This is a genomic window from Photobacterium sp. Hal280 (assembly GCF_037162255.1).
In the GTDB taxonomy this organism is placed as follows: Bacteria; Pseudomonadota; Gammaproteobacteria; order Enterobacterales; family Vibrionaceae; genus Photobacterium.
Genome location: NZ_JARLUO010000003.1, coordinates 173,204 through 196,922 on the forward strand (window position 1 = coordinate 173,204; position 23,719 = coordinate 196,922).

At 50.1% G+C, this 23,719-nt stretch carries 19 protein-coding genes, 5 tRNA genes and 1 rRNA gene; 6 read left to right on the top strand and 19 right to left on the bottom strand.

What is annotated here, in order from left to right; all coding sequences use genetic code 11:
* Nucleotides 1-35: 35 nt before the first annotated feature.
* Nucleotides 36-1,100 carry a uroporphyrinogen decarboxylase gene (gene hemE / locus P4S53_RS08305; RefSeq protein ID WP_337112313.1) on the bottom strand — a complete coding sequence of 355 codons (1,065 nt, stop codon included), beginning with the start codon at nucleotides 1,098-1,100 and terminating at the stop codon, nucleotides 36-38.
* 244 nt (nucleotides 1,101-1,344) lie between these two features.
* Here hemE and P4S53_RS08310 point away from each other — a divergent pair, with 244 nt between their 5' ends.
* Complete coding sequence (locus tag P4S53_RS08310; protein ID WP_202602162.1) at nucleotides 1,345-1,524, top strand: hypothetical protein; 180 nt, start codon at nucleotides 1,345-1,347, stop codon at nucleotides 1,522-1,524.
* Nucleotides 1,525-1,566: 42 nt separating this feature from the next.
* Here the strand turns inward: P4S53_RS08310 and nudC are convergent, their stop codons facing one another.
* Nucleotides 1,567-2,361 carry an NAD(+) diphosphatase gene (gene nudC, locus P4S53_RS08315; protein ID WP_337112314.1) on the bottom strand — a complete coding sequence of 265 codons (795 nt, stop codon included), beginning with the start codon at nucleotides 2,359-2,361 and terminating at the stop codon, nucleotides 1,567-1,569.
* 160 nt (nucleotides 2,362-2,521) lie between these two features.
* Between nudC and rsd the strand changes: the two genes are divergently transcribed.
* Nucleotides 2,522-3,007, top strand: coding sequence for a sigma D regulator (gene rsd / locus P4S53_RS08320; protein ID WP_337112315.1), 486 nt, complete (start codon nucleotides 2,522-2,524; stop codon nucleotides 3,005-3,007).
* A gap of 221 nt (nucleotides 3,008-3,228) precedes the next feature.
* Here rsd and rpoC read toward each other — a convergent pair whose 3' ends face one another.
* The 13 genes from rpoC to P4S53_RS08385 form a co-directional block, all read right to left on the bottom strand.
* The gene (rpoC, locus tag P4S53_RS08325) at nucleotides 3,229-7,446 is read right to left on the bottom strand and encodes a DNA-directed RNA polymerase subunit beta' (protein ID WP_161446821.1); all 4,218 of its coding nucleotides are present in this window, start codon (nucleotides 7,444-7,446) and stop codon (nucleotides 3,229-3,231) included.
* Nucleotides 7,447-7,540: 94 nt separating this feature from the next.
* A complete protein-coding gene (rpoB, locus tag P4S53_RS08330; RefSeq protein WP_337112316.1) occupies nucleotides 7,541-11,566 on the bottom strand; it encodes a DNA-directed RNA polymerase subunit beta in 4,026 nt (1,341 codons plus the stop codon).
* 222 nt (nucleotides 11,567-11,788) lie between these two features.
* Complete coding sequence (gene rplL, locus P4S53_RS08335) at nucleotides 11,789-12,154, bottom strand: 50S ribosomal protein L7/L12 (RefSeq protein WP_337112317.1); 366 nt, start codon at nucleotides 12,152-12,154, stop codon at nucleotides 11,789-11,791.
* 61 nt (nucleotides 12,155-12,215) lie between these two features.
* Nucleotides 12,216-12,704 (bottom strand): 50S ribosomal protein L10, encoded by a 489-nt coding sequence (rplJ, locus tag P4S53_RS08340; RefSeq protein WP_027254129.1) that lies wholly within the window; start codon nucleotides 12,702-12,704, stop codon nucleotides 12,216-12,218.
* A gap of 239 nt (nucleotides 12,705-12,943) precedes the next feature.
* A complete protein-coding gene (gene rplA / locus P4S53_RS08345) occupies nucleotides 12,944-13,645 on the bottom strand; it encodes a 50S ribosomal protein L1 (protein WP_337112318.1) in 702 nt (233 codons plus the stop codon).
* A gap of 4 nt (nucleotides 13,646-13,649) precedes the next feature.
* The gene (rplK, locus tag P4S53_RS08350) at nucleotides 13,650-14,078 is read right to left on the bottom strand and encodes a 50S ribosomal protein L11 (protein ID WP_027254131.1); all 429 of its coding nucleotides are present in this window, start codon (nucleotides 14,076-14,078) and stop codon (nucleotides 13,650-13,652) included.
* A 125-nt stretch (nucleotides 14,079-14,203) separates the two neighbouring features.
* A complete protein-coding gene (gene nusG / locus P4S53_RS08355; protein WP_027254132.1) occupies nucleotides 14,204-14,749 on the bottom strand; it encodes a transcription termination/antitermination protein NusG in 546 nt (181 codons plus the stop codon).
* A 12-nt stretch (nucleotides 14,750-14,761) separates the two neighbouring features.
* Nucleotides 14,762-15,145 (bottom strand): preprotein translocase subunit SecE, encoded by a 384-nt coding sequence (gene secE / locus P4S53_RS08360; RefSeq protein WP_211646836.1) that lies wholly within the window; start codon nucleotides 15,143-15,145, stop codon nucleotides 14,762-14,764.
* A gap of 210 nt (nucleotides 15,146-15,355) precedes the next feature.
* The gene (tuf, locus tag P4S53_RS08365) at nucleotides 15,356-16,540 is read right to left on the bottom strand and encodes an elongation factor Tu (RefSeq protein WP_337112319.1); all 1,185 of its coding nucleotides are present in this window, start codon (nucleotides 16,538-16,540) and stop codon (nucleotides 15,356-15,358) included.
* 106 nt (nucleotides 16,541-16,646) lie between these two features.
* Nucleotides 16,647-16,722, bottom strand: a tRNA-Thr gene (locus P4S53_RS08370).
* Nucleotides 16,723-16,734: 12 nt separating this feature from the next.
* A tRNA-Gly gene (locus P4S53_RS08375) sits at nucleotides 16,735-16,809 on the bottom strand.
* A 38-nt stretch (nucleotides 16,810-16,847) separates the two neighbouring features.
* Nucleotides 16,848-16,932, bottom strand: a tRNA-Tyr gene (locus P4S53_RS08380).
* Nucleotides 16,933-16,938: 6 nt separating this feature from the next.
* A tRNA-Thr gene (locus P4S53_RS08385) sits at nucleotides 16,939-17,014 on the bottom strand.
* 208 nt (nucleotides 17,015-17,222) lie between these two features.
* On the opposite strand from P4S53_RS08385, the gene coaA reads away from it, so the two are divergent.
* A complete protein-coding gene (gene coaA / locus P4S53_RS08390) occupies nucleotides 17,223-18,161 on the top strand; it encodes a type I pantothenate kinase (protein WP_337112320.1) in 939 nt (312 codons plus the stop codon).
* Nucleotides 18,162-18,187: 26 nt separating this feature from the next.
* On the opposite strand, the gene birA is transcribed toward coaA, so the two are convergent.
* On the bottom strand, nucleotides 18,188-19,153 hold the full coding sequence (gene birA / locus P4S53_RS08395; RefSeq protein ID WP_337112321.1) for a bifunctional biotin--[acetyl-CoA-carboxylase] ligase/biotin operon repressor BirA: 966 nt from the start codon (nucleotides 19,151-19,153) through the stop codon (nucleotides 18,188-18,190).
* Nucleotides 19,150-20,190 carry a UDP-N-acetylmuramate dehydrogenase gene (gene murB, locus P4S53_RS08400; protein ID WP_337112322.1) on the bottom strand — a complete coding sequence of 347 codons (1,041 nt, stop codon included), beginning with the start codon at nucleotides 20,188-20,190 and terminating at the stop codon, nucleotides 19,150-19,152. Before murB ends, birA begins: the two co-directional genes overlap by 4 nt.
* Nucleotides 20,191-20,263: 73 nt before the next feature.
* On the opposite strand from murB, the gene P4S53_RS08405 reads away from it, so the two are divergent.
* The 3 genes from P4S53_RS08405 to P4S53_RS08415 all read left to right on the top strand — a co-directional run bounded on the left by P4S53_RS08405 (nucleotide 20,264) and on the right by P4S53_RS08415 (nucleotide 22,842).
* Nucleotides 20,264-20,707 (top strand): GNAT family N-acetyltransferase, encoded by a 444-nt coding sequence (locus P4S53_RS08405; RefSeq protein ID WP_337112323.1) that lies wholly within the window; start codon nucleotides 20,264-20,266, stop codon nucleotides 20,705-20,707.
* A gap of 121 nt (nucleotides 20,708-20,828) precedes the next feature.
* Nucleotides 20,829-22,178, top strand: coding sequence for a CDP-diacylglycerol--serine O-phosphatidyltransferase (gene pssA, locus P4S53_RS08410; RefSeq protein WP_337112324.1), 1,350 nt, complete (start codon nucleotides 20,829-20,831; stop codon nucleotides 22,176-22,178).
* Nucleotides 22,179-22,188: 10 nt separating this feature from the next.
* Nucleotides 22,189-22,842, top strand: a complete 654-nt coding sequence (locus tag P4S53_RS08415) for a nicotinamidase (RefSeq protein WP_337112325.1) — start codon at nucleotides 22,189-22,191, stop codon at nucleotides 22,840-22,842.
* 535 nt (nucleotides 22,843-23,377) lie between these two features.
* Here P4S53_RS08415 and P4S53_RS08420 read toward each other — a convergent pair.
* A tRNA-Asp gene (locus tag P4S53_RS08420) sits at nucleotides 23,378-23,454 on the bottom strand.
* A 41-nt stretch (nucleotides 23,455-23,495) separates the two neighbouring features.
* Nucleotides 23,496-23,611: ribosomal RNA gene (rrf, locus tag P4S53_RS08425) — 5S ribosomal RNA — on the bottom strand.
* Nucleotides 23,612-23,719: the final 108 nt, after the last annotated feature.

The window sequence follows — 23,719 nt, forward strand, 5'->3', positions numbered from 1 at the left end:
CCTTCAGCTCGCTTTCTGGTGTTACCTGCCGCCGCTTACTTGTGGTAAGGCGCAGACAGCTCATGGACCGCCTCAACAAAGACGCCGGCATTTTCCGGCGGCACGTCGAGATGGATACCGTGGCCCAGGTTAAAGACATGGCCCGTGCCTTCACCGAAACCGGACAGAATCCCGGCCACTTCTTCACGAATACGCGCTGGCGACGCGTATAGCATGGACGGGTCCATATTGCCTTGCAGGGCCACTTTGTCACCCACACGGCGCTTGGCGTCGGCAATGTCAATGGTCCAGTCCAGGCCCACTGCATCACAACCGGTTGCCGCAATCGCTTCCAGCCACATACCGCCGTTCTTGGTAAACAGGGTTACAGGAACACGACGGCCTTCGTTTTCACGGATCAGGCCATCGACAATTTTGTGCATGTACTGCAGCGAAAACAGCTGGTAATCACGCGGGGTCAATACGCCACCCCAGGTGTCAAACACCATCACTGACTGGGCACCGGCTTTGATTTGGGCATTCAGGTACTGAATCACACTGTCGGCCAGTTTATCCAGCAGTGCATGCAGAACCGCAGGTTCGGCGTACATCATTTTTTTGATTTTTGTAAACGCCTTAGAGCTACCGCCTTCCACCATGTAAGTGGCCAGCGTCCAAGGGCTGCCGGAAAAACCAATCAACGGTACTTCACCCTGCAAATCTTTGCGGATTTGACGCACCGCGTTCATCACATATTGCAGCTCACCTTCAGGGTCAGGGATGCCTATCTTATCGACATCGGCTTTACAGGTGATCGGACGCTCGAATTTTGGCCCTTCACCGGTTTCAAAATACAGCCCCAGACCCATGGCATCCGGAATGGTCAGGATGTCAGAAAACAGGATAGCGGCATCCAGCGGAAAACGGCGCAGGGGTTGCAAAGTCACTTCGCTGGCCAGTTCAGCATTCTTGCACAGCGACATAAAGTCGCCCGCCACACCGCGGGTCGCCCGGTATTCTGGTAGATAACGGCCTGCCTGACGCATCATCCATACAGGGGTGCAGTCAACCGGCTGCTTGAGTAAAGCACGCAGATAGCGATCGTTTTTCAATTCTGTCATTGTCAACATCCTGGCAAATAATTGAGTACATTGTAACACCCCGATCCGGCATCAGCAGCTATGCATTCACCCTGAATGGTAATTAATGCCGCTTAGCGCACATCGCTTGCAAACAGTACAGTTTGAGCGTTACCGGTTTCATTTTTGGCAATCTAATGTTGCAGATATTTTAATCAATACCCTATCTATTCTCTGATACTGTTATTAACAGCCAACATCGGCTACTGCAAAGATTGGAGGACCTATGAACCTGCAAGTTGTTATCGAATTTACTGAAACCGGTGTGTACAAAGACCGCTGCTGGGAAAACTCTTTCAAAGCCATGAAAGGACAGCTGCACAAAGTTACTCCGCATTATGCTGCGCATCTGATCAAGCATTCCAAAGCCGTTTTCCGCGGACTGCCAGAAAGCCACTCTGGCTAATAGGCGCCTGGCTCCAGTTTCAGTAAAATGTCTTCCTGGCATTTACTGGTCACCATCCTTCCGGATTGCTGCTTCCTGCCTGATGGTCTCGCAAGTAGCCTGAATAAGACGATGTGCAATCGTCCCTGGCGGCGCGATCTGCGGTAACTGATCGTGGTTAAACCAGCGGGCATCAACCAGCTCTTCGTAATCCGGACGGATAACACCACTTTGGTATTGCGCCAGAAATCCCATCATGATATTGGACGGAAACGCCCAGGGCTGACTGTCAAAGTAGCGGATATTGCACACCTCAATCCCCGTCTCTTCTTTGACCTCCCGAGCCACACATTGCTCCAGGGTTTCTCCTGCCTCGACAAAGCCGGCAATCACGGTATACATACCATTTTTGTGGCGGGGATGCTGCGCCAGCAAAATACAGTCCTCTTTCTTCACCGCAACAATAATACAGGGAGCAATGCGCGGATAATGGTAGCTGTCACAGGCCTGGCATTGCATGGCGTGTGCACTGCCGGTCAATGTCGTTTTCCCGCCGCAGAAAGAACAAAATGCCTGCGTCTCACACATATGGGATAGCTGCATCGCTTTGCCGGCCAGGGCAAACAGATCCTCATCTTCGTGAAGAAATTCCCTGAGCGAATAAAATTTTTTATCGGCTAATACATTAGGATCTTCCAGCCATTTCACCGGATATCCCTGATGAAAACCGATCACTTGAGATCTTACAAGATCCAAGTCAGTAAAGCCTTCCAGAGTAAGTGGTAACTTACCCTGCTCTAAATAAATTCTGCGGTCACGAATGACGCACCAGTAGCTGTGATCTTGCTTTTTTGACATTAGCTGCTCCTCCATCCTTGCAGGGTATCAGTTTTGCTGGCAATCTAAACCTAACAGTGGAATTTGGCTTTGCCATATTGGTACTCTTAGTGTCACTAAGAGTTTGACAGGTATTGTTTTCGGCTCCTGCTTCTTGCGGGGCGATCATGAGGACATGGTCATGCTTAGTAAATTCGAACAAGTGCAAAAACAATGGGGTGGCAACAATGATGTCATCGATCATTGGCTGATGTCGAGGCAGCAGCTGCTGATAGATTACTGCAAATTAGCAGGCTTACCACCCTTTGAAAATAAATCCCGGCAACTTCCCACTTCTTCGCAGCTCCAACTCTTCAGCCAGCAACTGGTTGATTACATCTCCGAAGGTCACTTTAAAATTTATGACAAGGTGATGGCAAGATGGCAGGCGACCGGATATTCCCCGACCACAGAAATCTCACAGCTCTACAACAAAATTACTGATACCACAGATCCCTTGCTGAATTTTGCAGACCGCTATTGTGAGATCACAGACGACAGTGATGATTGGGATGATTTTGATAACGAGTTGTCCCTGGTAGGTGAACAAATCGAATTGAGATTCGAGCTGGAAGATGATCTGATTGAACTGATCAGTGAGAGCTTAGCCGTTCCACCCGGCGCTTAATCACAGCCAGTCACCCGCTGTGCTATCAAGAACGGGTCATCAGAATCACTGATTACTGTATGCATCTTTGTCTGTTGAAAATCGGCCAAGGCCAGAAATATTCAAGCAGCTGAAAACACCTTACTGACTGAACAACTACAAATTGTTGATTAATAAGAAAAACAAAAGGCACCCCTGAGGGTGCCTTTTCAGTTTTCGATTACGTAAGAACCAGGCAGATCTTAATCTTCGTCGTTCAGACCAGCATTCAGCAGTGCCGCCAGGTCTTGAGACGCCTGCTCGGCATCAACCTGAGGCTCTACCGGAGCCAGATCCGCATCGCGACGGCGCTGACGCTGCTGGTGGTAAGAGAAACCCGTACCCGCTGGGATCAGACGACCCACGATGACGTTTTCTTTCAGACCACGCAGCTCATCACGCTTACCGGCAACTGCGGCTTCAGTCAGTACGCGAGTCGTTTCCTGGAACGACGCGGCAGAGATGAAGGACTCAGTGGCCAGAGACGCTTTGGTAATACCCAGCAGATCACGCTCAAACAGCGCTGGCTGCTTGTCTTCAGCAATCAGCTGACGGTTGGCGATGTTCACGCGGGAGAATTCCACCTGCTCGCCTTCCAGGAACTCAGAGTCACCCGGAACCGTAATGGTTACCTTACGCAGCATCTGACGGATGATCGTCTCGATGTGCTTATCGTTAATCTTAACGCCTTGCAGACGATAAACTTCCTGAACCTCGTTCACGATATACTCAGCTACGGCGTGAACACCACGCAGACGCAGGATATCGTGCGGCGCTTCCGGACCATCGGCAATGACATCACCTTTTTCAACTTTCTCGCCTTCAAAGACGTTCAGCTGACGCCACTTAGGAATCATTTCCTCATATGGCTGGCCATCAGTTGGCGTAATGATCAAACGACGCTTACCTTTGGTCTCTTTACCGAAGGACACTGCACCTGTAATTTCAGCCAGGATAGCAGGCTCTTTCGGCTTACGCGCTTCGAACAGGTCAGCAACGCGTGGCAGACCACCGGTGATATCTTTCGTACCGCCAGATTCCTGAGGAATACGAGACAGCGTGTCACCGATACCAACCGCAGAACCGTCTTCCAGCTGAACAATGGCTTTACCCGGCAGGAAGTACTGCGCAGGCATATCTGTCCCCGGAATCATGACATCGTTGCCTTTGTCATCAACCAGTTTCACCATTGGACGCATATCTTTACCTGCACCGGTACGTTCTGAACCGTCCAGGATTACGATAGAAGACAGACCCGTCAGGTCGTCCGTCTGGCGAGAAACCGTCACACCATCAATCAGATCCACAAACTGGATATGACCTGCCACTTCAGTAATGATTGGCATGGTGTGCGGGTCCCAGTTCGCCACCACTTCACCGGCTTCAACCGCATCGTTGTCGCCTTTGCCCAGCATCGAACCGTAAGGCAGCTTGTAGCTTTCCTTGGTACGACCGAACTCATCAACAATAGTCAGCTCAGCAGCACGTGAAGTGATCACTAGCTTGCCGTCGTTGTTGGTTACGAACTTGGCATTGTGAAGCTTCAGAGAACCTTTGTTCTTCACCTGAATGCTGTTTTCTGCTGCCGCACGTGATGCCGCACCACCGATGTGGAACGTACGCATCGTCAGCTGTGTACCTGGTTCACCGATAGACTGTGCTGCCACAACACCGACTGCTTCACCCTGGTTAACCAGGTGACCACGAGCCAGGTCACGACCATAACAGTTACGGCAACAACCGAAGTCGTTTTCACAGGTCACAACAGAGCGCACTTTAATCTGGTCAACTGAGTTGTCTTCCAGAATGTCACACCACTTCTCGTCCAGCATCGTGTTGCGTTGAACCAGTACTTCTTCAGTACCCGGTTTCAGCACATCATCGGCCACGACACGACCCAGTACGCGATCACGCAGTGGTTCTTTAACATCACCACCTTCGATCAGCGGCATCATCGTGATACCTGCGTGCGTACCACAGTCATCGGCTGTGATCACCACATCCTGGGCAACGTCTACCAGACGACGAGTCAGGTAACCTGAGTTCGCTGTTTTCAGTGCCGTATCCGCCAGACCTTTACGCGCACCGTGCGTGGAGATGAAGTACTGGAGTACGTTCAGACCTTCACGGAAGTTCGCTGTGATTGGCGTTTCGATGATCGAACCATCGGGTTTCGCCATCAGACCACGCATACCCGCCAACTGACGAATCTGTGCAGCCGAACCACGAGCACCGGAATCGGCCATCATGTATACGCTGTTAAACGATTTCTGTTGTTCTTCTTTACCTTCGCGGTTGATAACGGTGTCAAAAGACAGGTTATCCATCATCGCTTTCGCAACCTGCTCATTCGCGGTTGCCCAGATATCGATAACTTTGTTGTAACGCTCACCAGCCGTTACCAGACCAGACTGGAACTGGTCCTGAATTTCTGCCACTTCTGCTTCAGCTTCAGCGATCTTGGTATATTTCGCATCTGGCACGACCATATCGTCGATACCAACAGACACACCAGACAGGGCAGCGTAAGCAAAACCTGTGTACATGATCTGGTCAGCAAAGATAACGGTCTGCTTCATGCCCAGTTCACGGTAACAGGTGTTCAGCAGGTTCGAGATCTGCTTCTTACCCAGTGCTTCGGTATTCACCAGGCTGTATGGCAGGCCTTTTGGCACGATTTGCCACAGCATGGCACGACCAACAGTGGTATCCACCAGCTGGGTGTTTTTCACCAGCTCGCCTTGCTCGTTTTTCACGTGCTCGGTGATACGCACTTTCACACGGGCATGCAGTTCAGCATTGCCGGTGCGGTACGCTTTCTCTGCTTCAGCAGAGCCAGCCAGGTACATGCCTTCGCCTTTGGCGTTGATCTTGTCACGGGTCATGTAGTACAGACCCAGTACAACGTCCTGAGACGGTACGATGATTGGATCACCGGATGCTGGCGACAGAATGTTGTTCGTCGACATCATCAGCGCACGCGCTTCCAGCTGGGCTTCCAGCGTCAGCGGTACGTGAACAGCCATCTGGTCACCATCGAAGTCGGCGTTATAAGCCGCACAGACCAGCGGGTGCAGCTGAATCGCTTTACCTTCGATCAGTACAGGTTCGAACGCCTGGATACCCAGACGGTGCAGTGTTGGTGCACGGTTCAGCATCACCGGGTGTTCGCGGATCACTTCGTCCAGGATATCCCAAACGACAGCTTCTTCACGCTCAACCATCTTCTTGGCAGCTTTGATCGTCGTCGCCAGACCACGGGTTTCCAGCTTGCCGTAGATGAATGGCTTGAACAGCTCCAGAGCCATTTTCTTCGGCAGACCACACTGGTGCAGACGCAGGTATGGACCAACGGTAATAACCGAACGGCCTGAGTAGTCAACACGCTTACCCAGCAGGTTCTGACGGAAACGACCCTGCTTACCTTTGATCATGTCAGCCAGAGATTTCAGCGGACGCTTGTTCGAACCCGTAATGGCACGACCACGACGGCCGTTGTCCAGCAGTGCATCCACAGACTCTTGCAGCATACGCTTTTCGTTACGTACGATGATGTCTGGTGCAGCCAGATCCAGCAGGCGCTTCAAACGGTTGTTACGGTTGATCACACGACGGTATAGGTCGTTCAGATCTGAAGTCGCAAAACGACCACCATCCAGCGGTACCAGAGGACGCAGATCCGGCGGCAGTACAGGCAGTACTGACAGGATCATCCACTCTGGGTTGTTACCGGATTGAACAAATGCTTCTACCAGCTTCAGACGCTTGGTCAGCTTCTTGCGCTTGGTTTCAGAGTTGGTTTCTTCCAGCTCTTCACGCATCAGTTCGATTTCAGCATTCAGATCCATGTTGGCCAGCAGTGCTTTCACTGCTTCGGCGCCCATGCGCGCGTCGAACTCATCGCCCCACTCTTCCAGCGCGTCCAGATACTGTTCTTCAGACAGCAGCTGACTACGCTCAAGATTGGTCATGCCAGGTTCGATAACCACATAAGATTCGAAATAAAGCACGCGCTCAATATCACGCAGCGGCATGTCCATCAACAGACCGATACGGGATGGCAGTGATTTCAGGAACCAGATGTGGGCAACAGGAGAAGCCAGCTCAATATGACCCATACGCTCACGACGTACTTTGGTCTGAGTAACTTCTACACCACATTTTTCACAGATCACGCCGCGGTGCTTCAGGCGTTTGTATTTACCACAAAGACATTCATAGTCTTTGACCGGGCCAAAGATACGTGCACAGAACAGACCGTCACGCTCAGGCTTAAAGGTACGGTAGTTAATGGTTTCTGGCTTTTTCACTTCACCGAAAGACCATGAACGAATCATGTCAGGTGAAGCAAGACCGATTTTGATCGCGTCAAATTCTTCGGTCTTGTGCTGTGCTTTCAGAAACTTAAGTAAGTCTTTCACATTCGGCTCCTGTGAGGAGTTGACCCATAAAGGCGCCGTGGCGGCGGCGCCTTCATATTGATACCGGATTCAAGTCGTACTGACAGCGTCAGGATTACTCGTCTTCCAGCTCGATGTTGATACCCAACGAGCGGATCTCTTTTAACAATACGTTAAAGGATTCCGGCATACCTGGTTCCATACGGTGATCACCATCGACGATGTTCTTATACATCTTCGTACGGCCATTCACGTCATCCGATTTCACTGTCAGCATTTCCTGCAGCGTATAAGCTGCACCGTAAGCTTCCAGTGCCCACACTTCCATCTCACCGAAGCGCTGACCACCAAACTGAGCTTTACCACCCAGTGGCTGCTGGGTAACCAGACTGTATGAACCAGTAGAACGGGCGTGCATCTTGTCGTCGACCAGGTGGTTCAGTTTCAGCATGTACATGTAACCGACAGTTACAGGACGCTCAAACTTCTCACCGGTACGGCCATCAAACAGATTCAGCTGACCAGATTCCGGCAAGTCTGCCAGTTTCAACAGCTCTTTGATTGCTGGCTCTGGCGCACCGTCAAAGACTGGTGTCGCGATCGGCAGACCTGCACGCAGGTTCTCAATCAGGGTACGAACTTCATCATCAGACATAGATGCAATATCAACATTCTGACGGGTATCGCCCAGATCATAGACCTTCTGAAGGAATTCGCGGAACCTGTGCAGTTCCTGCTGCTCTTTCAGCATCTGATTGATCTTGTCACCGATACCTTTTGCCGCCAGACCCATGTGAGTTTCCAGGATCTGACCGATGTTCATACGCGAAGGTACACCCAGCGGGTTCAGTACGATGTCGACTGTCTGGCCTTTCTCATCGTAAGGCATGTCCTCAACCGGACAAATCTTCGAGATAACACCCTTGTTACCGTGACGGCCGGCCATCTTATCACCAGGCTGAATACGGCGCTTAACGGCCAGATAGACCTTCACGATCTTCAGGACGCCAGGGGCCAGATCATCACCTTGGGTGATCTTACGACGCTTGGTTTCGAATTTCTTATCGAACTCAGATTTCAGCTCGTCGTACTGCTCTGCCAGCTGCTCCAGCTGGTTTTGCAGTGACTCATCATCCAGAGTCTGAGAAAACAGCTTCTCACGGTCCATGGCAGACACACGCGCGTCATCATAACCGGCAGACAGCAGCAGAGTACGGACACGAGCCAGCAAACCACCTTCCAGGATCTGGAATTCTTCGGTGATGTCTTTCTTCGCTTCTTTCAGCTGCATCTCTTCAATTTCGAGTGCACGCTTGTCCTTCTCTACGCCATCACGCGTGAAGACCTGAACGTCGATGATGGTACCAGACACAGAGTTAGGTACACGCAGCGACGAGTCTTTCACGTCAGAGGCTTTTTCACCGAAGATGGCACGCAGCAGTTTCTCTTCCGGTGTCAGCTGAGTCTCACCCTTCGGCGTGACTTTACCAACCAGAATGTCGCCACCCTTCACTTCCGCACCGATGTAAACGATGCCGGACTCGTCCAGCTTGGACAGGGCCGCTTCACCCACGTTCGGGATGTCTGCTGTGATTTCTTCCGCACCCAGCTTAGTATCACGCGCCACACAGGACAGTTCCTGGATGTGGATAGTCGTCAGGCGATCTTCCTGAACCACACGCTCAGAGACCAAGATGGAGTCTTCGAAGTTGTAGCCGTTCCAAGGCATGAACGCGATACGCATGTTCTGGCCAAGAGCCAGCTCACCCAGGTCAGTAGACGGACCATCAGCCAGCACGTCACCACGTGCTACAGGTTCTCCCGGCATCACAGTTGGACGCTGGTTGATACAGGTGTTCTGGTTAGAACGGGTGTACTTAGTCAGGTTGTAGATGTCGATACCCGCTTCGCCCGGTACCAGCTCGTCTTCGTTCACTTTGATCACGATACGAGACGCATCAACCGACTGAACCATACCGCCACGCTTAGCCACCGATGTTACACCGGAGTCCACCGCTACCGCACGCTCAATCCCTGTACCTACCAGCGGCTTATCAGCACGCAGAGTCGGTACGGCCTGACGTTGCATGTTCGCACCCATCAGGGCACGGTTCGCATCATCGTGCTCCAGGAACGGGATCAGGGACGCTGCCACAGATACGACCTGGTTGGTTGCGACGTCCATGTACTGAACGTGATCACGTGGGTGAAGACCAGATTCACCTTTGTGACGGGCAGTGATCAGCTCATCGGTAAAGCTGCCGTCTTCTTCAAGAGCGGCGTTCGCCTGAGCGATAACAAACTGACCTTCTTCAATCGCTGACAGATAATCAATCTGGTCGGTAACCTCACCATCAACCACTTTGCGGTATGGTGTTTCCAGGAAACCGTACGGGTTACAACGCGCAAATACAGACAGCGAGTTGATCAGACCGATGTTCGGACCTTCAGGAGTCTCGATAGGACACAGACGACCGTAGTGCGTGGCGTGAACATCTCGAACTTCAAAGCCTGCACGCTCACGCGTCAGACCGCCTGGACCCAGGGCAGAAATACGACGTTTGTGCGTCACTTCTGACAGAGGGTTGTTCTGATCCATAAACTGAGACAACTGAGAAGAGCCAAAGAACTCTTTCACGGCTGCTGAGATAGGCTTGGCGTTGATCAGATCCTGTGGCATCACAGCATCCAGATCACCCAGGCTCAGACGCTCTTTCACTGCACGCTCAACACGCACCAGACCGACACGGAACTGGTTTTCAGCCATTTCGCCAACACTACGGATACGGCGGTTACCCAGGTGGTCGATATCATCAACTTCACCTTTACCGTTACGAATGTCGATCAGCTTACGCATCACGTCGATAATGTCGTCGTGATCCAGCGTGCCAGAACCTGTTGTTTCTTCACGAACCAGAGAGCTGTTGAACTTCATGCGGCCAACCGCAGACAGGTCATAGCGATCTTCTGAGAAGAACAGGCTTTCAAACAGCTGCTCAGCCGCTTCACGCGTTGGTGGCTCACCAGGGCGCATCATGCGGTAGATTTCAACCAAGGCGCTCAGACGATCCGTGGTACTGTCAATACGCAGGGTATCGGACATGTACGGACCGTAATCCAGGTCGTTGGTAAACAGAACTTCGATGGCTTTGTGGCCAGCCTGAGACAGCTTCGCCAGAATTTCCAGGCTCAACTCTTGGTTCGCTTCAACGATCAGCTCACCTGTGTCTTCATTCACGTAGTCACGTGCTGACACTTTGCCCACGATGTACTCAACCGGTACTTCAATGTGGTCAATGTTATCTTTCTGCAGCTGACGAATATGGCGCGCAGTAATACGGCGGCCTTTTTCAACGTACACAGTGCCGTTTGCTTCAATATCGAAGCTCGCAGTTTCACCGCGCAGACGGTCTGGCACCAGCTCCATAACCAAAGACTTGCCTTGTACTTCGAAATTGATCTTCTCGAAGAACAGGTCAAGGATTTGCTCAGTGGTATAGTTCAGCGCACGCAGAATGATAGACGCAGGCAACTTACGACGACGGTCGATACGAACGTAGACGTTATCCTTAGGATCAAATTCGAAATCCAACCATGAACCACGGTAAGGAATGATGCGTGCGTTATAAAGCACTTTACCTGAGGAGTGGGTTTTACCCTTATCGCTGTCGAAAAAGACGCCCGGGCTACGGTGCAGCTGGGATACGATAACCCTCTCGGTACCGTTAATAACGAATGTACCGTTATCTGTCATGAGCGGAATTTCGCCCATGTAAACTTCTTGTTCTTTAATGTCTTTGACTGTGCCAGCTGGTGCATCCTTGTCATACATAACAAGACGTAATTTCACGCGTAGTGGCGCAGAATACGTTACACCACGAATCTGACATTCTTTGACATCGAACACCGGCTCACCGAGACGATAGCTAACGTATTGCAGCTCGGAATTGCCGTTATAGCTCTGAATTGGGAATACAGAGCGAAAGGCAGCTTCTAGACCGTAATGCCCTTCCGGATCCTGCTCGATGAACTTATCAAAAGACTCAAGCTGGATCGACAGCAAGTAAGGGATATCCAATACTTGAGGACGCTTACCAAAATCCTTACGGATACGCTTTTTCTCGGTATAAGAGTAAACCATAGGTTCCTCAGATCGCTGATAAGTGATCCAAACTACCTCTAGTAAGAGGCAGTGACTAATAACATTGTTTGTAGCAGGAACAGCACTGGTATACAGGCTGTGATTTGCACGGGAAGCGGTTGCAAAACAATGTGAAAAACACCACTACCCTATAGCGCAAAAGGGCCGGTGGCTTTTTAGCCACCAGCCCATAGCCATAAAGGCTAAGAAATTAAGTAATAATTACTTGATTTCAACAGATGCACCAGCTTCTTCCAGCTGAGCTTTCAGCGCGTCAGCTTCAGCTTTATCAACACCTTCTTTCAGAGGTGCTGGAGCGCCGTCAACCAGAGCTTTAGCTTCTTTCAGGCCCAGACCAGTTGCGCCACGTACTGCTTTGATTACAGCAACTTTGTTACCGCCAGCAGCAGTCAGGATTACGTCGAATTCAGTTTGCTCTTCAGCAACTGCTTCAGCAGCACCGCCAGCAACTACTGCAGCAGCAGCAGTAACACCGAACTTCTCTTCCATTGCTTCGATCAGTTCAACAACTTGCATTACAGACATTTCTGCAACTGCGTCTAGGATTTGCTCGTTAGTGATAGACATAACAATTCTCTTTTAAAGTCAACAATTAGTTTAAATAGCAACCAATAAAAAGCCAAACTTATTAAGCGGCTTCTTTCTGATCGCGAATAGCTGCAATAGTACGAACCAGCTTGCCAGCAGAAGCTTCTTTCATGCACATCATCAGACGTGCGATCGCTTCGTCGTAAGTTGGCAGTTTCGCCAGAACATCTGCATCAGTCAGTACGCCTTCGAATGCAGCAGCTTTGATCTCGAAATTTTTGTTCTCTTTAGCAAAGTCTTTGAAAAGACGTGCTGCGGCACCTGGGTGCTCAGTAGAGAAAGCCAGCAGAGTAGGACCTACGAAAGTGTCAGCAAGACACTCGTAGTTAGTACCTACTACTGCACGACGAGCCAGAGTATTACGAACAACACGTACGTAAACACCCGCTTCACGCGCTTGTTTACGCAGAGTCGTCATAGCACCCACGGCTACGCCACGAGAGTCAGCAACAACTGCAGACAGGGCACCACTGGCAGCTTCGTTGACTTCAGCAACAATTGCCTTTTTGTCTTGAAGGTTTAAAGCCATTGGATTTGCTCCTGGATTGTGTTTACCCACTCACTGCAAAATTGCAGGAGAGTTTGTACGGCGCAGATCCAAGAAAGACAGTATATCAATCATGTTCCTGGCACCGTCTACGTAGGCTGAATTATTAAGTTCAGAGAACACCTACGGTCTAGGACGAAGATCCCGGCAGAATGCTGCCCAGATCTTAGCCATTAATTCGAAACGCAGGATTATACATAATCCCAGCGATTCTGCAAATATTAAACGTTAGCGTCCAGAGTATTCTGGTCTAGCGCTACACCTGCACCCATAGTGGTAGAGATGCTAACTTTCTTGATGAAAGAACCTTTAGCTGAAGCAGGTTTTGCTTTTTTCAGCGCAACCAGCAGAGATTCCAGGTTAGCTTTCAGTTTGTCAGCGTCGAAATCAACCTTACCGATAGTGGTGTGGATGATACCGTTCTTGTCGTTACGGTAACGAACCTGACCTGCTTTAGCATTCTTCACAGCTTCAGCAACATTAGGTGTTACAGTACCCACTTTCGGGTTTGGCATCAGGCCACGAGGACCCAGGATAGTACCCAGCTGACCAACAACGCGCATTGCGTCTGGAGAAGCGATAACAACGTCAAAGTTCATTTCGCCTTTCTTAACCAGTTCAGCCAGATCTTCCATACCAACCAGATCCGCACCCGCTTCTTTCGCTGCTTCAGCGTTAGCACCTTGAGTGAAAACCGCTACGCGAACATCACGGCCAGTACCGTGTGGCAGTACAGTTGCGCCACGAACGTTCTGATCAGATTTACGCGCATCGATACCCAGGTTAACTGAAACGTCAACACTTTCTACGAATTTAGCAGTAGCCAGTTCTTTCAGCAGAGCAACAGCTTCGTTGATGTCGTACTCGCGAGTAGCGTCAACTTTCTCACGGATTACGCGCATACGCTTAGTTAGTTTTGCCATTGTCTTAACCCTCAACTACCAGACCCATTGAACGGGCAGTACCCGCGATAGAGCGCTTCATCGCTTCGATGTCGGCGCCAGTCATGTCTGCAGCTTTAGTTTCTGCGATCTCTTGGATCTGAGCTTCAGTCACTTTACCCACTTTTTCAGTGTTAGGACGGCCAGAGCCTGACTTAACACCAGCCGCTTTCTTCAGCAGAACTGCAGCAGGTGGAGTTTTAGTAACGAAAGTGAAAGAACGGTCGCTATAAACAGTGATAACCACTGGAGTTGGCAGACCTTTCTCCATTGAATCTGTTTTGGCGTTAAACGCTTTACAGAATTCCATGATGTTTACACCGTGCTGACCCAGAGCTGGACCAACTGGTGGAGATGGGTTTGCCATACCAGCTGCAACTTGCAGCTTGATGTAAGCTTCTACTTTTTTAGCCATTGCTTAATTACCTTAATTTGGGTTCAAACGTCTGCTTTTGGCAAACAGACTCCCCGTCTAACGAAAGGGCGCGAAATTATAGTGTAATTCCACGCCCTTGACAATATGACTTGATTACTTATTGATCAGTTTTTCTCAACCTGACCAAACTCCAGTTCAACCGGAGTTGCACGGCCGAAGATAGAGACCGAGACTTTCACCCGGCTCTTGTCGTAATCGACTTCTTCAACCACACCGTTAAAGTCAGCAAACGGACCATCCGTCACGCGAACCACTTCACCCGGCTCAAACACAGTTTTGTGCACAGGCGATTCACTCGCCTGCTGCAGACGATTAAGAATTGCAGCGGCTTCTTTGTCTGAAATTGGCGCCGGGCGGTCAGATGTTCCGCCAATGAACCCCATCACACGAGGAATACTACGTACCAGATGCCAGGTTTCATCATTCATCACCATCTGTACGAGAACGTAACCTGGGAAGAACTTACGCTCGCTTTTGCGGCGCTGGCCAGCACGCATTTCCACCACTTCTTCTGTCGGTACCAAGACCTCGTCGAAGTAGTCTTCCATGCCATGCATCTTGATATGTTCACGTAGTGACTGTGCAACTCGTCCTTCAAAACCAGAGAAGGCCTGCACAACATACCATCGTTTTTTTGGAGCTTCGCTCATGAACTCTTACCTCTACACACCGGTAACCAGGCGGACCAAACGGACCATAATGCCGTCGATGCCCCACAGGGCTAACGCCATAATGACAGTGACAGCTAAAACGATAAAGGTTGTCTGCGTCGCTTCCTGACGAGTTGGCCATACGACCTTGCGGACTTCCATGCGCGATTCACGGGCAAAAGTGATCGCTGTTTTACCTTTCGCTGTCATTGCGGCAATACCACCAGCAGCAGCAACAAGAACCACAACGCCTGCAGCTCTGGCTGCGACATAAGGTATCAAACTACTAGACAGGTAAAAACCAACCACGGCAGTTGCCAGCAGTGCAAATACAACAACCCACTTCAGGCCATCCATACTACTAGAGCTGCTTTGGTTTTCAGCATTCGCTTTCATACAACCAACCTGTAACTTGTCTCAATATAGACGAAATTAACCTCGCAAGTAGCGAGGCTTTCTAAGGATTAAGTGAATCCCTTTCGTAGCGCTCTGTACACCTTAACGTATTTTTTACTCGGCACACTGACCAAAAAATACGCTAATCTGAGGCGGAGCGTAGAAAAAGGGCATCAAATGATGCCCTTTTTCGTGCCTTGTCGTCAAATATTATTCAACGATCTTAGCAACAACACCAGCACCAACGGTACGGCCACCTTCACGGATTGCGAAGCGCAGACCTTCGTCCATTGCGATAGGTGCGATCAGAGTAACAACCATCTTGATGTTGTCACCTGGCATAACCATCTCAACGCCTTCTGGCAGTTCGATAGTACCGGTCACGTCAGTTGTACGGAAGTAGAACTGTGGACGGTAGCCTTTGAAGAATGGCGTGTGACGGCCGCCTTCATCTTTAGACAGAACGTATACTTCAGACTCGAAAGTCGTGTGTGGAGTGATTGAACCAGGCTTAGCCAGTACTTGACCACGCTCAACTTCGTCACGCTTAGTACCACGCAGCAGAACACCAACGTTCTCACCAGCACGGCCTTCGTCCAGAAGCTTACGGAACATCTCAACACCAGTACAAGTCGTCGTGATGGTGTCTTTGATACCTACGATAGCAACTTCGTCACCTACGCGAACGATACCTTGCTCAACACGACCAGTTACAACAGTACCACGGCCCTGGATTGAGAATACGTCTTCGATTGGCAGGATGAACGGCTTGTCGATCGCACGCTCTGGCTCTGGGATGTAAGAATCCAGTGCTTCAGCCAGCTCAACAATTTTCGCTTCCCACTGAGCGTCACCATTCAGTGCACCCAGAGCAGAACCTTGGATTACTGGGCAATCGTCGCCTGGGAAGTCGTACTCAGACAGAAGTTCACGCACTTCCATCTCAACCAGCTCCAGCAGCTCTTCGTCATCAACCATGTCACACTTGTTCATGAACACGATGATGTAAGGGATACCAACCTGACGACCCAGCAGGATGTGCTCACGAGTCTGAGGCATTGGGCCATCAGTCGCAGCAACAACCAGGATACCACCGTCCATCTGAGCAGCACCGGTGATCATGTTCTTAACGTAGTCGGCGTGTCCTGGGCAGTCTACGTGCGCGTAGTGGCGAGTCGGAGTATCGTACTCTACGTGAGAAGTAGAGATAGTGATACCACGCTCACGCTCTTCTGGCGCATTATCGATAGATGCGAAGTCACGCGCTGCACCGCCGTAAGTTTTGGCCAGTACAGTACAGATAGCAGCAGTCAGAGTAGTTTTACCGTGGTCAACGTGGCCGATAGTACCAACGTTAACGTGCGGTTTCGTACGTTCAAATTTTTCTTTAGACATGGGTAGTCCCTCTAGGCACGGTATTTAGGTGGTATAACGACCACACAACCAATCATGGGTTTTGTAGAGTATATATCAAAAGGATTGAAGTGCTTCGGAGAGAGAGTGGTGCTGATAGGCGGATTTGAACCGCCGACCTCACCCTTACCAAGGGTGCGCTCTACCAACTGAGCTATATCAGCACACGAGAAATGTGGAGCGGGCAGCGGGAATCGAACCCGCATCATCAGCTTGGAAGGCTGAGGTAATAGCCATTATACGATGCCCGCAAACTCGTAACTCGTAGAGCTATTCAACCATTTGAATATGGTGGAGGGAGAAGGATTCGAACCTTCGAAGGCGGAGCCGTCAGATTTACAGTCTGATCCCTTTGGCCACTCGGGAATCCCTCCAAATTTTGGTGCCGACTACCGGAATCGAACTGGTGACCTACTGATTACAAGTCAGTTGCTCTACCTACTGAGCTAAGTCGGCGTAAGTGCTGCGCATTCTATGCGATGGTTTTTGGGGTTGCAATAGGTAAATACAAAAAAAATTATAATGGTCGCTCTAATGTACATTTCTTAATCAAACAAGGGACTATGCTGGCAGAATTCTTCAAAAGGAGAAATCATGGCCTCTTTCACTTCCTCTACCGATCCTGTATTGTCCCAATCCCTGTAAATGAGATTTTGGTTACAAGATGAACGAGATCCTAACCCCCTATCTTACTTTTGACCGGCAGGCCTGGGCTGATTTACGCAAGTCTGTGCCCATGACGCTGGATGAAGCTGATCTCGAACGTCTTCGCGGTATTAATGAGCATTTGTCGATGGATGAAGTCCGCGATATTTATTTGCCTTTATCACGCTTACTCAATCTCTATGTCGGGGCGCGCAAGGGTCGAAACCGCGTTCTGGAAGAGTTTCTGTCTCAGCCTAAACCAAGCACAGTACCTTACATTATAGGGATTGCCGGCAGTGTCGCTGTCGGTAAAAGCACCACCGCACGTCTGCTGAAAGCCTTACTGACCCGATGGCCGGAGCATCCGAAGGTCGAGTTAATCACTACTGACGGCTTTCTCTATCCAAACAATGTGCTGCTTGAAAAGAATCTGATGAAAAAGAAAGGATTTCCGCAGTCTTACGATATTCGGCGTTTGGTTGAGTTTCTCACCGATGTAAAATCAGGCAAGCCTCAGGTGGATGCACCTGTGTATTCTCATTTATTTTACGATATTACCGATGAGATAAAGACGGTAGAGCAACCGGACATCTTGATTATTGAAGGGCTGAATGTGTTACAGAGCGGTATGGATTACCCGCATGAACCACATCGGGTCTTTATTTCTGATTTGCTCGACTTTTCCATTTATGTCGATGCCGAACCGGATCTGTTGCAGACCTGGTACATCGAACGCTTCTTGAAATTCCGTCAGGGTGCCTTTACGGATCCATCCTCCTATTTCAATCATTACACCAAACTGACCGAATCAGAAGCGGTGAAAACGGCTACGAATATCTGGCAGGAAATTAATGGTAAAAACTTGCTGGAGAATATTCTGCCAACGCGCGAACGAGCCAGTCTTATCCTGCAAAAAGGGTCCAACCATGCGGTGCAGACCGTTAAGCTGAGAAAATAGAAGACCGGCTCATCCTGGCTTTACTGTTAATCGTCTTTACGCAAAGAGATCTCTCCGCCCAGATACGGTATCTTCCCCTGCTCCGTTTCCAGCATCAACGCTCCCTGGGGGTTAATGCCACGGGCAACACCACGGATGATTTTGTCCCCAATCAACAGCTTCACCGGCCGGCCAAGGAAATTATCATACTGGTCCCACTCATCGACAAAACCCGCCATGCCAACCTCTTCATAGCGCAGCAAGGTTTCCGTCATCCCCGCAATGATGGCTGCCGCCAACTGATTGCGGCCAGGCATAGGGTCGCAGGCTTCAGCCAAATTCGACCAGGGTTGCCCCACTGTTTCGGTATCTGTATTAGACATGGTGAGGTTCAGCCCCATACCAATGACCAAATGCGCAGCATCTCCGGCTTTACCGCTCATTTCAACCAAAATACCAGCTAATTTTTTGTCCTGATAATAGAGGTCATTGGGCCATTTCACCTTGATCTCCGCCGCGCCCAGTTTCTGCAATGTTTTCGCCACAGCCAAGCCAACGACCAGACTCAATCCCATCGCAGCCGCAACCCCGGCATCCAGGCGCCAGTACATCGACAAATACAGGTTGCTGCCAAACGGAGAAAGCCATTGCCGCCCACGGCGCCCGCGTCCGGCTTGCTGGTACTCAGCCACACAAACCGCGCCTTTGGGTAACTGGCCTATGCGATCCAGCATATATTGATTGGTTGAATCAATCACAGGGATCAGCGCCAATGACGGACAATCAACCTGAGTCTGGATAAGGGGCTCATCCAATAAATCAAACCCGGCAGCCAGGCAATAACCTTTGCCCTGGACCCGATGAATATCAAGGCCCCATTCCTGAATCCCTTTGATATGCTTGCTGATTGCGGCCCGAGAGATCCCCAGCGCCTCACCCAGCGCTTCGCCGGAGTGAAACTGCCCATCGGCCAAAAACCGGATCAGCGCCAGCTTGGTTGTGTGTTCTTTCATGGCATCACCTTATCCAGTGTGGTTTCTCCGTCAGACGCCATAAAGCGCACTTCATGCTCTAATGTGACATCAAAGCGCGCATTGACTGTGTCGACGATATAGCGCGCCAATCTCAGCACATCTTCAGGGCTGGCCGTGCCGAGGTTTACAATCACTAATGCCTGCTGCTGGTGTACGGCCGCACCGCCAATCTGATGACCTTTCAGTCCGCATTGATCGATCAACCACCCGGCGGCCAATTTAAACTGGCCTCCTGCCGTAGGATAACAAGGGACAGACGGAAATTCAGCCGTCAGCTTCTGATAAGTACTTTCAGAGACCACTGGGTTTTTAAAGAAACTGCCGGCATTACCGAGCACCGCCGGATCCGGCAGCTTAGTCTGCCGAGTTGCGCACACCTGCGCCAGAATTTCGCCCGCAGTAACTGTGGCAGGATCCAGGTTCGCTAATGGTCCATAGCTCGTATTTGGCTGCCAGTCTTTACTCAGACGAAGACCAACCGCCACTATGATATGGCTGTCTTTCAATTCGTGCTTAAAAATAGAATCACGGTAGCCAAAGCGGCACGCTTCCGCCGTTAAGCGTACGACATCCCCACTTTTTCGCTCCAGCACATCAACGTATTCGCAGATATCCTGAAGCTCAACGCCATAAGCCCCGATATTCTGTATGGGTGCAGAGCCTGCGCAACCAGGAATCAGGGCCAGGTTTTCCAGTCCTGGCATCCCCTGCTCCACCGTCCAGCACACCAACTGATGCCAGTTTTCACCTGCGCCAACATGAAGATGATAAGCGAAATCGGTTTCATCCACCTCAATCCCCATGATCCGATTCAGTATGACAGTTCCGTTATAGTCTTCGCAAAACAACAAGTTACTCCCTTGCCCTATCACAAGAGCAGAAGTAAACCCTGCCACATCACTGGACAACAGCGTTTTCAGCTCATCCACCGATCTAATGGTCACGACCTGAGAGGCAGAGACACTCAAGCCAAATGTGTGCAATGAAGCCAGTGAATGGCGATGCAAAACTTCCATACCAAATTCAAACCGTCGCTTTATACTGGAGGGCGCATTCTAACTGATCACACATAGCGACGCAGTTAATTCCATGACAGATTTAACGAAAACAACACTTAGCTTCCATCCTTTGGAACCTCTTCGCCTTCCTTTGGTCAATCGTCTGTACAAGGCGCATTACCCTGCGGGTAAAGCCAAGAAGGACGAAATCATCTGGATCGGAGAAGCGGCGAAGTCCATCGTGGCCGCTGTCCGTTTCCAGCAATATGACGATTTTCAATTCATGACAGGTATGCTGGTTGTGCCGCAGTTGAGACAACAGGGCCTTGGCCTTGCGTTATTGAACGCTTGCCATTCGCAACTTATAGCTAAGCCCTGTTACTGTTTTGCTTTCAGCCACCTTGAATCGCTGTACCTAAAAGCACAGTTTTCGGTCATTGCAGATGATGCGCTACCGCTTCCTCTTGCTCATCGAATTGAACGCTACAGAGTTGGTGGAAAATCGCTCATTCCTATGCAATATCAGGCCAGTTGACCCAACTTGCCTCCCAAGCTCATTAATTGGATCGGCCCGGTCGCTTTACCAGCACTAAAATCTGGTATAATTGGCCCCCTAATTTTTAGATTTATCATATAAATCGCGGAACGAGGCGATAATGGATTCAGCTACTGCAAATAGGCAGCTCATCGATCAGCTACCACGTATTGCACATCAGCCGGAAGATATAGAAACACTGCTTGATGCCGGTGCCTTTCGTGAACGTTTACATCAGGAAATAGCCAATGCGACCAAGCGGATTTATCTGGTTGCATTGTACCTGCAAGACGACGATGCGGGTCGCAGTATTCTTCAAGCATTGTATGATGCAAAACAGCGACGTCCCGAACTGGACATTAAAGTGCTCGTCGATTGGCACCGGGCTCAGCGTGGGCTGATAGGTGCAGAAAAATCGGAAGGTAATGCAGCGCTCTACCGTGAGTTTGCCCAATCCTACCAGCATAAGATTGAAGTGTTGGGCGTGCCCGTTCGCAATCGTGAAGTCTTTGGTGTGCTCCACCTCAAAGGCTTTATCATTGACAATACTGTCATATATAGCGGCGCCAGCCTGAATGATGTCTACCTGGCTCAACATCAACGTTACCGCTACGACAGATATCATGTATTGAAAAATACCAAACTGGCTGACAGCATGGTCCACTTTGTCCAGCGAACGCTGGTCGACAGTGAAGCGGTCAATTGCCTCAATCAGCAGGCCCGGCCGGAAACGAAAGTCTTACGCAATGCGATTAAGCAATTGCGCCTGGAATTACAGCGCGCAAGCTATTATTTTGATCCTGAGCCTATCGCTGATGATCAGGTTGGCCTCACCCCCATTGTTGGCCTTGGCCGTCGTAAGAACAATCTGAATAAGTACATTTGTACCCTGATCGCCAGTGCTCAACATGAACTGACGATCTGCACCCCTTATTTCAACTTTCCCCGCAGCGTGAGCCGGGAAGTGAAACGGGCTTTGCGTCGCGGTGTAAAGATCACGCTGATTGTCGGCGATAAAACCGCGAATGATTTTTACATCCCGCCCAGCGAACCATTCAGAACCATCGCAGGATTACCTTACTTATATGAGGTGAATTTGCGTAGTTTTGCTAAACACAACGAAGCCGCTATCGCCCGCCGTCAGCTGGCTATTCATATTTGGAAACACGACGACAACAGCTTCCACCTGAAAGGAATCTGGGTTGATCGCCAATACATGCTTATTACCGGTAATAACCTCAATCCGCGTGCATGGAAACTGGATTTAGAGAACGCCATCCTGGTCCATGACAAACATGAGCTGCTAGCAGAGCAAAAGCAGCAGGAACTCAGTGCCATTTTGCGACATACTCAATTAATGGGCAGCTATAAATTCATTGATAGAGTTGACAGTTACCCACTACCGGTACGACGCTTGATTAAGCGTATACGGCGTCTGAAAGCAGATCATATTCTGAATCAGATTCTGTAAGGAGAGTGTCATGGCTATTGCAGCAATCGACGTGGATGCCCAGCAAACCTTTACTCCACTTTGTCCTGATGAACTGCCTGTTCCAGAGGGCCATCATATTGCTCTGGCCTTAAATCAACAGGCTGAATTAGCGAGCTGGCGTATTTTGACAAAAGATGCGCACCCGGAGAATGCTGTGTGGGTTGTTGATAGCCATGACAAAATGTTCCAACCATTATCACACCCTAATGCGGATTTAACCTGGGTCAGACACGCTGTCCCAGGCAGTAAGGGCTTTGAAGTCATACCTGGGCTTCCCAATGTAACTGAGTATGACCACGTCATTTGGAAAGGGATAGAGCCAGACCTGCATCCTTACGGCGCTTGTTTTCACGATCTTGAAGAAAAGCTAAGTACCGGACTGATCGAGTGGCTACTTCACAAAGGTGTCACCACTGTCATTCTTGGCGGCCTCGCAACGGATTACTGCGTTAAAACAACAGCCTTGCAACTGCAGACAACCAACTCCTTTAAAGTCATTGTCAATTTATCTGCATGTCGAGGCATTGCGCCTGACACCATTGCCGAGAGTTGCAATCAAATGCAATCGGCTGGCATTTTTTTGGCAAGTAATTTGGGCGATGTAAAGCGGTTATGCTTTGCTGACAGTAAGATCCTACCCTGATGTAACGGCTCTTTATTCGAGATTGCAGCAGAGTATTCATCCCCCTTCTACACCATCCTTCAAGTAACTTGCCACCCAGACATCCCCCTACGTCACACAGCTTTGAGAAAATCCTGCAATCTCAGCTCGGCTCCATAAACCTGATACGCTTTCTGATACTGGTTTCAGCATTTGCGAACGGTTTAAACTCATCAGAGGTAAGCATAAGTATTTCACCTTATCGAACCTATCTCTATGAGTTCGCACTTTACTGTGATTGGTATATATGACGAGCAGTCGGAGATATTGCAAACACCACGACAACCCAGCCATTGCTGGCTGAGTTTCTAATAAATAGCGGACGGGACTCGATGGTCCGGCATTCCGGCCCGCGACCAAAATGCGTAGCGCTTTTTGGGGCGCAGAGATGTGGAAAAGCTCCCGTCTGTCATTGACACCTAGTCTGAGGGTCTTCATAACTGAAGAACAATCAGAGGCATAGCAAACACCAGATAGCAAAAAACCCAGCCATTACTGACTGGGTTTCTCTGAGAAGTGGCGGAGCGGACGGGACTCGAACCCGCGACCCCCGGCGTGACAGGCCGGTATTCTAACCAACTGAACTACCGCTCCACACGGCCGAAACCAGATTGACTCTGATTTCTAAATAGGAAGCCTGGCGATGTCCTACTCTCACATGGGGAGACCCCACACTACCATCGGCGCTGCTGCGTTTCACGTCTGAGTTCGGCATGGGATCAGGTGGGTCCGCAACGCTATGGTCGCCAAGCAAATGCTTTCTCTACCGCCCGCAGGCGATAAATCACAATCTCGGAAATCTGACTAGTGTTCTCAGCACATCATTCAAGTGCTCATGGAGTCCGTAAAACCCCTTGGG

What these genes read in the sequence shown, in the direction of transcription:
- hemE (WP_337112313.1), bottom strand. Translation starts at nt 1,100, where the DNA reads ATGACAGAATTGAAAAACGATCGCTATCTGCGTGCTTTACTCAAGCAG.
- P4S53_RS08310 (WP_202602162.1), top strand. Translation starts at nt 1,345, where the DNA reads ATGAACCTGCAAGTTGTTATCGAATTTACTGAAACCGGTGTGTACAAA.
- nudC (WP_337112314.1), bottom strand. Translation starts at nt 2,361, where the DNA reads ATGTCAAAAAAGCAAGATCACAGCTACTGGTGCGTCATTCGTGACCGC.
- rsd (WP_337112315.1), top strand. Translation starts at nt 2,522, where the DNA reads ATGCTTAGTAAATTCGAACAAGTGCAAAAACAATGGGGTGGCAACAAT.
- rpoB (WP_337112316.1), bottom strand. Translation starts at nt 11,566, where the DNA reads ATGGTTTACTCTTATACCGAGAAAAAGCGTATCCGTAAGGATTTTGGT.
- rplL (WP_337112317.1), bottom strand. Translation starts at nt 12,154, where the DNA reads ATGTCTATCACTAACGAGCAAATCCTAGACGCAGTTGCAGAAATGTCT.
- rplJ (WP_027254129.1), bottom strand. Translation starts at nt 12,704, where the DNA reads ATGGCTTTAAACCTTCAAGACAAAAAGGCAATTGTTGCTGAAGTCAAC.
- rplA (WP_337112318.1), bottom strand. Translation starts at nt 13,645, where the DNA reads ATGGCAAAACTAACTAAGCGTATGCGCGTAATCCGTGAGAAAGTTGAC.
- rplK (WP_027254131.1), bottom strand. Translation starts at nt 14,078, where the DNA reads ATGGCTAAAAAAGTAGAAGCTTACATCAAGCTGCAAGTTGCAGCTGGT.
- nusG (WP_027254132.1), bottom strand. Translation starts at nt 14,749, where the DNA reads ATGAGCGAAGCTCCAAAAAAACGATGGTATGTTGTGCAGGCCTTCTCT.
- secE (WP_211646836.1), bottom strand. Translation starts at nt 15,145, where the DNA reads ATGAAAGCGAATGCTGAAAACCAAAGCAGCTCTAGTAGTATGGATGGC.
- tuf (WP_337112319.1), bottom strand. Translation starts at nt 16,540, where the DNA reads ATGTCTAAAGAAAAATTTGAACGTACGAAACCGCACGTTAACGTTGGT.
- coaA (WP_337112320.1), top strand. Translation starts at nt 17,223, where the DNA reads ATGAACGAGATCCTAACCCCCTATCTTACTTTTGACCGGCAGGCCTGG.
- birA (WP_337112321.1), bottom strand. Translation starts at nt 19,153, where the DNA reads ATGAAAGAACACACAACCAAGCTGGCGCTGATCCGGTTTTTGGCCGAT.
- murB (WP_337112322.1), bottom strand. Translation starts at nt 20,190, where the DNA reads ATGGAAGTTTTGCATCGCCATTCACTGGCTTCATTGCACACATTTGGC.
- P4S53_RS08405 (WP_337112323.1), top strand. Translation starts at nt 20,264, where the DNA reads ATGACAGATTTAACGAAAACAACACTTAGCTTCCATCCTTTGGAACCT.
- pssA (WP_337112324.1), top strand. Translation starts at nt 20,829, where the DNA reads ATGGATTCAGCTACTGCAAATAGGCAGCTCATCGATCAGCTACCACGT.
- P4S53_RS08415 (WP_337112325.1), top strand. Translation starts at nt 22,189, where the DNA reads ATGGCTATTGCAGCAATCGACGTGGATGCCCAGCAAACCTTTACTCCA.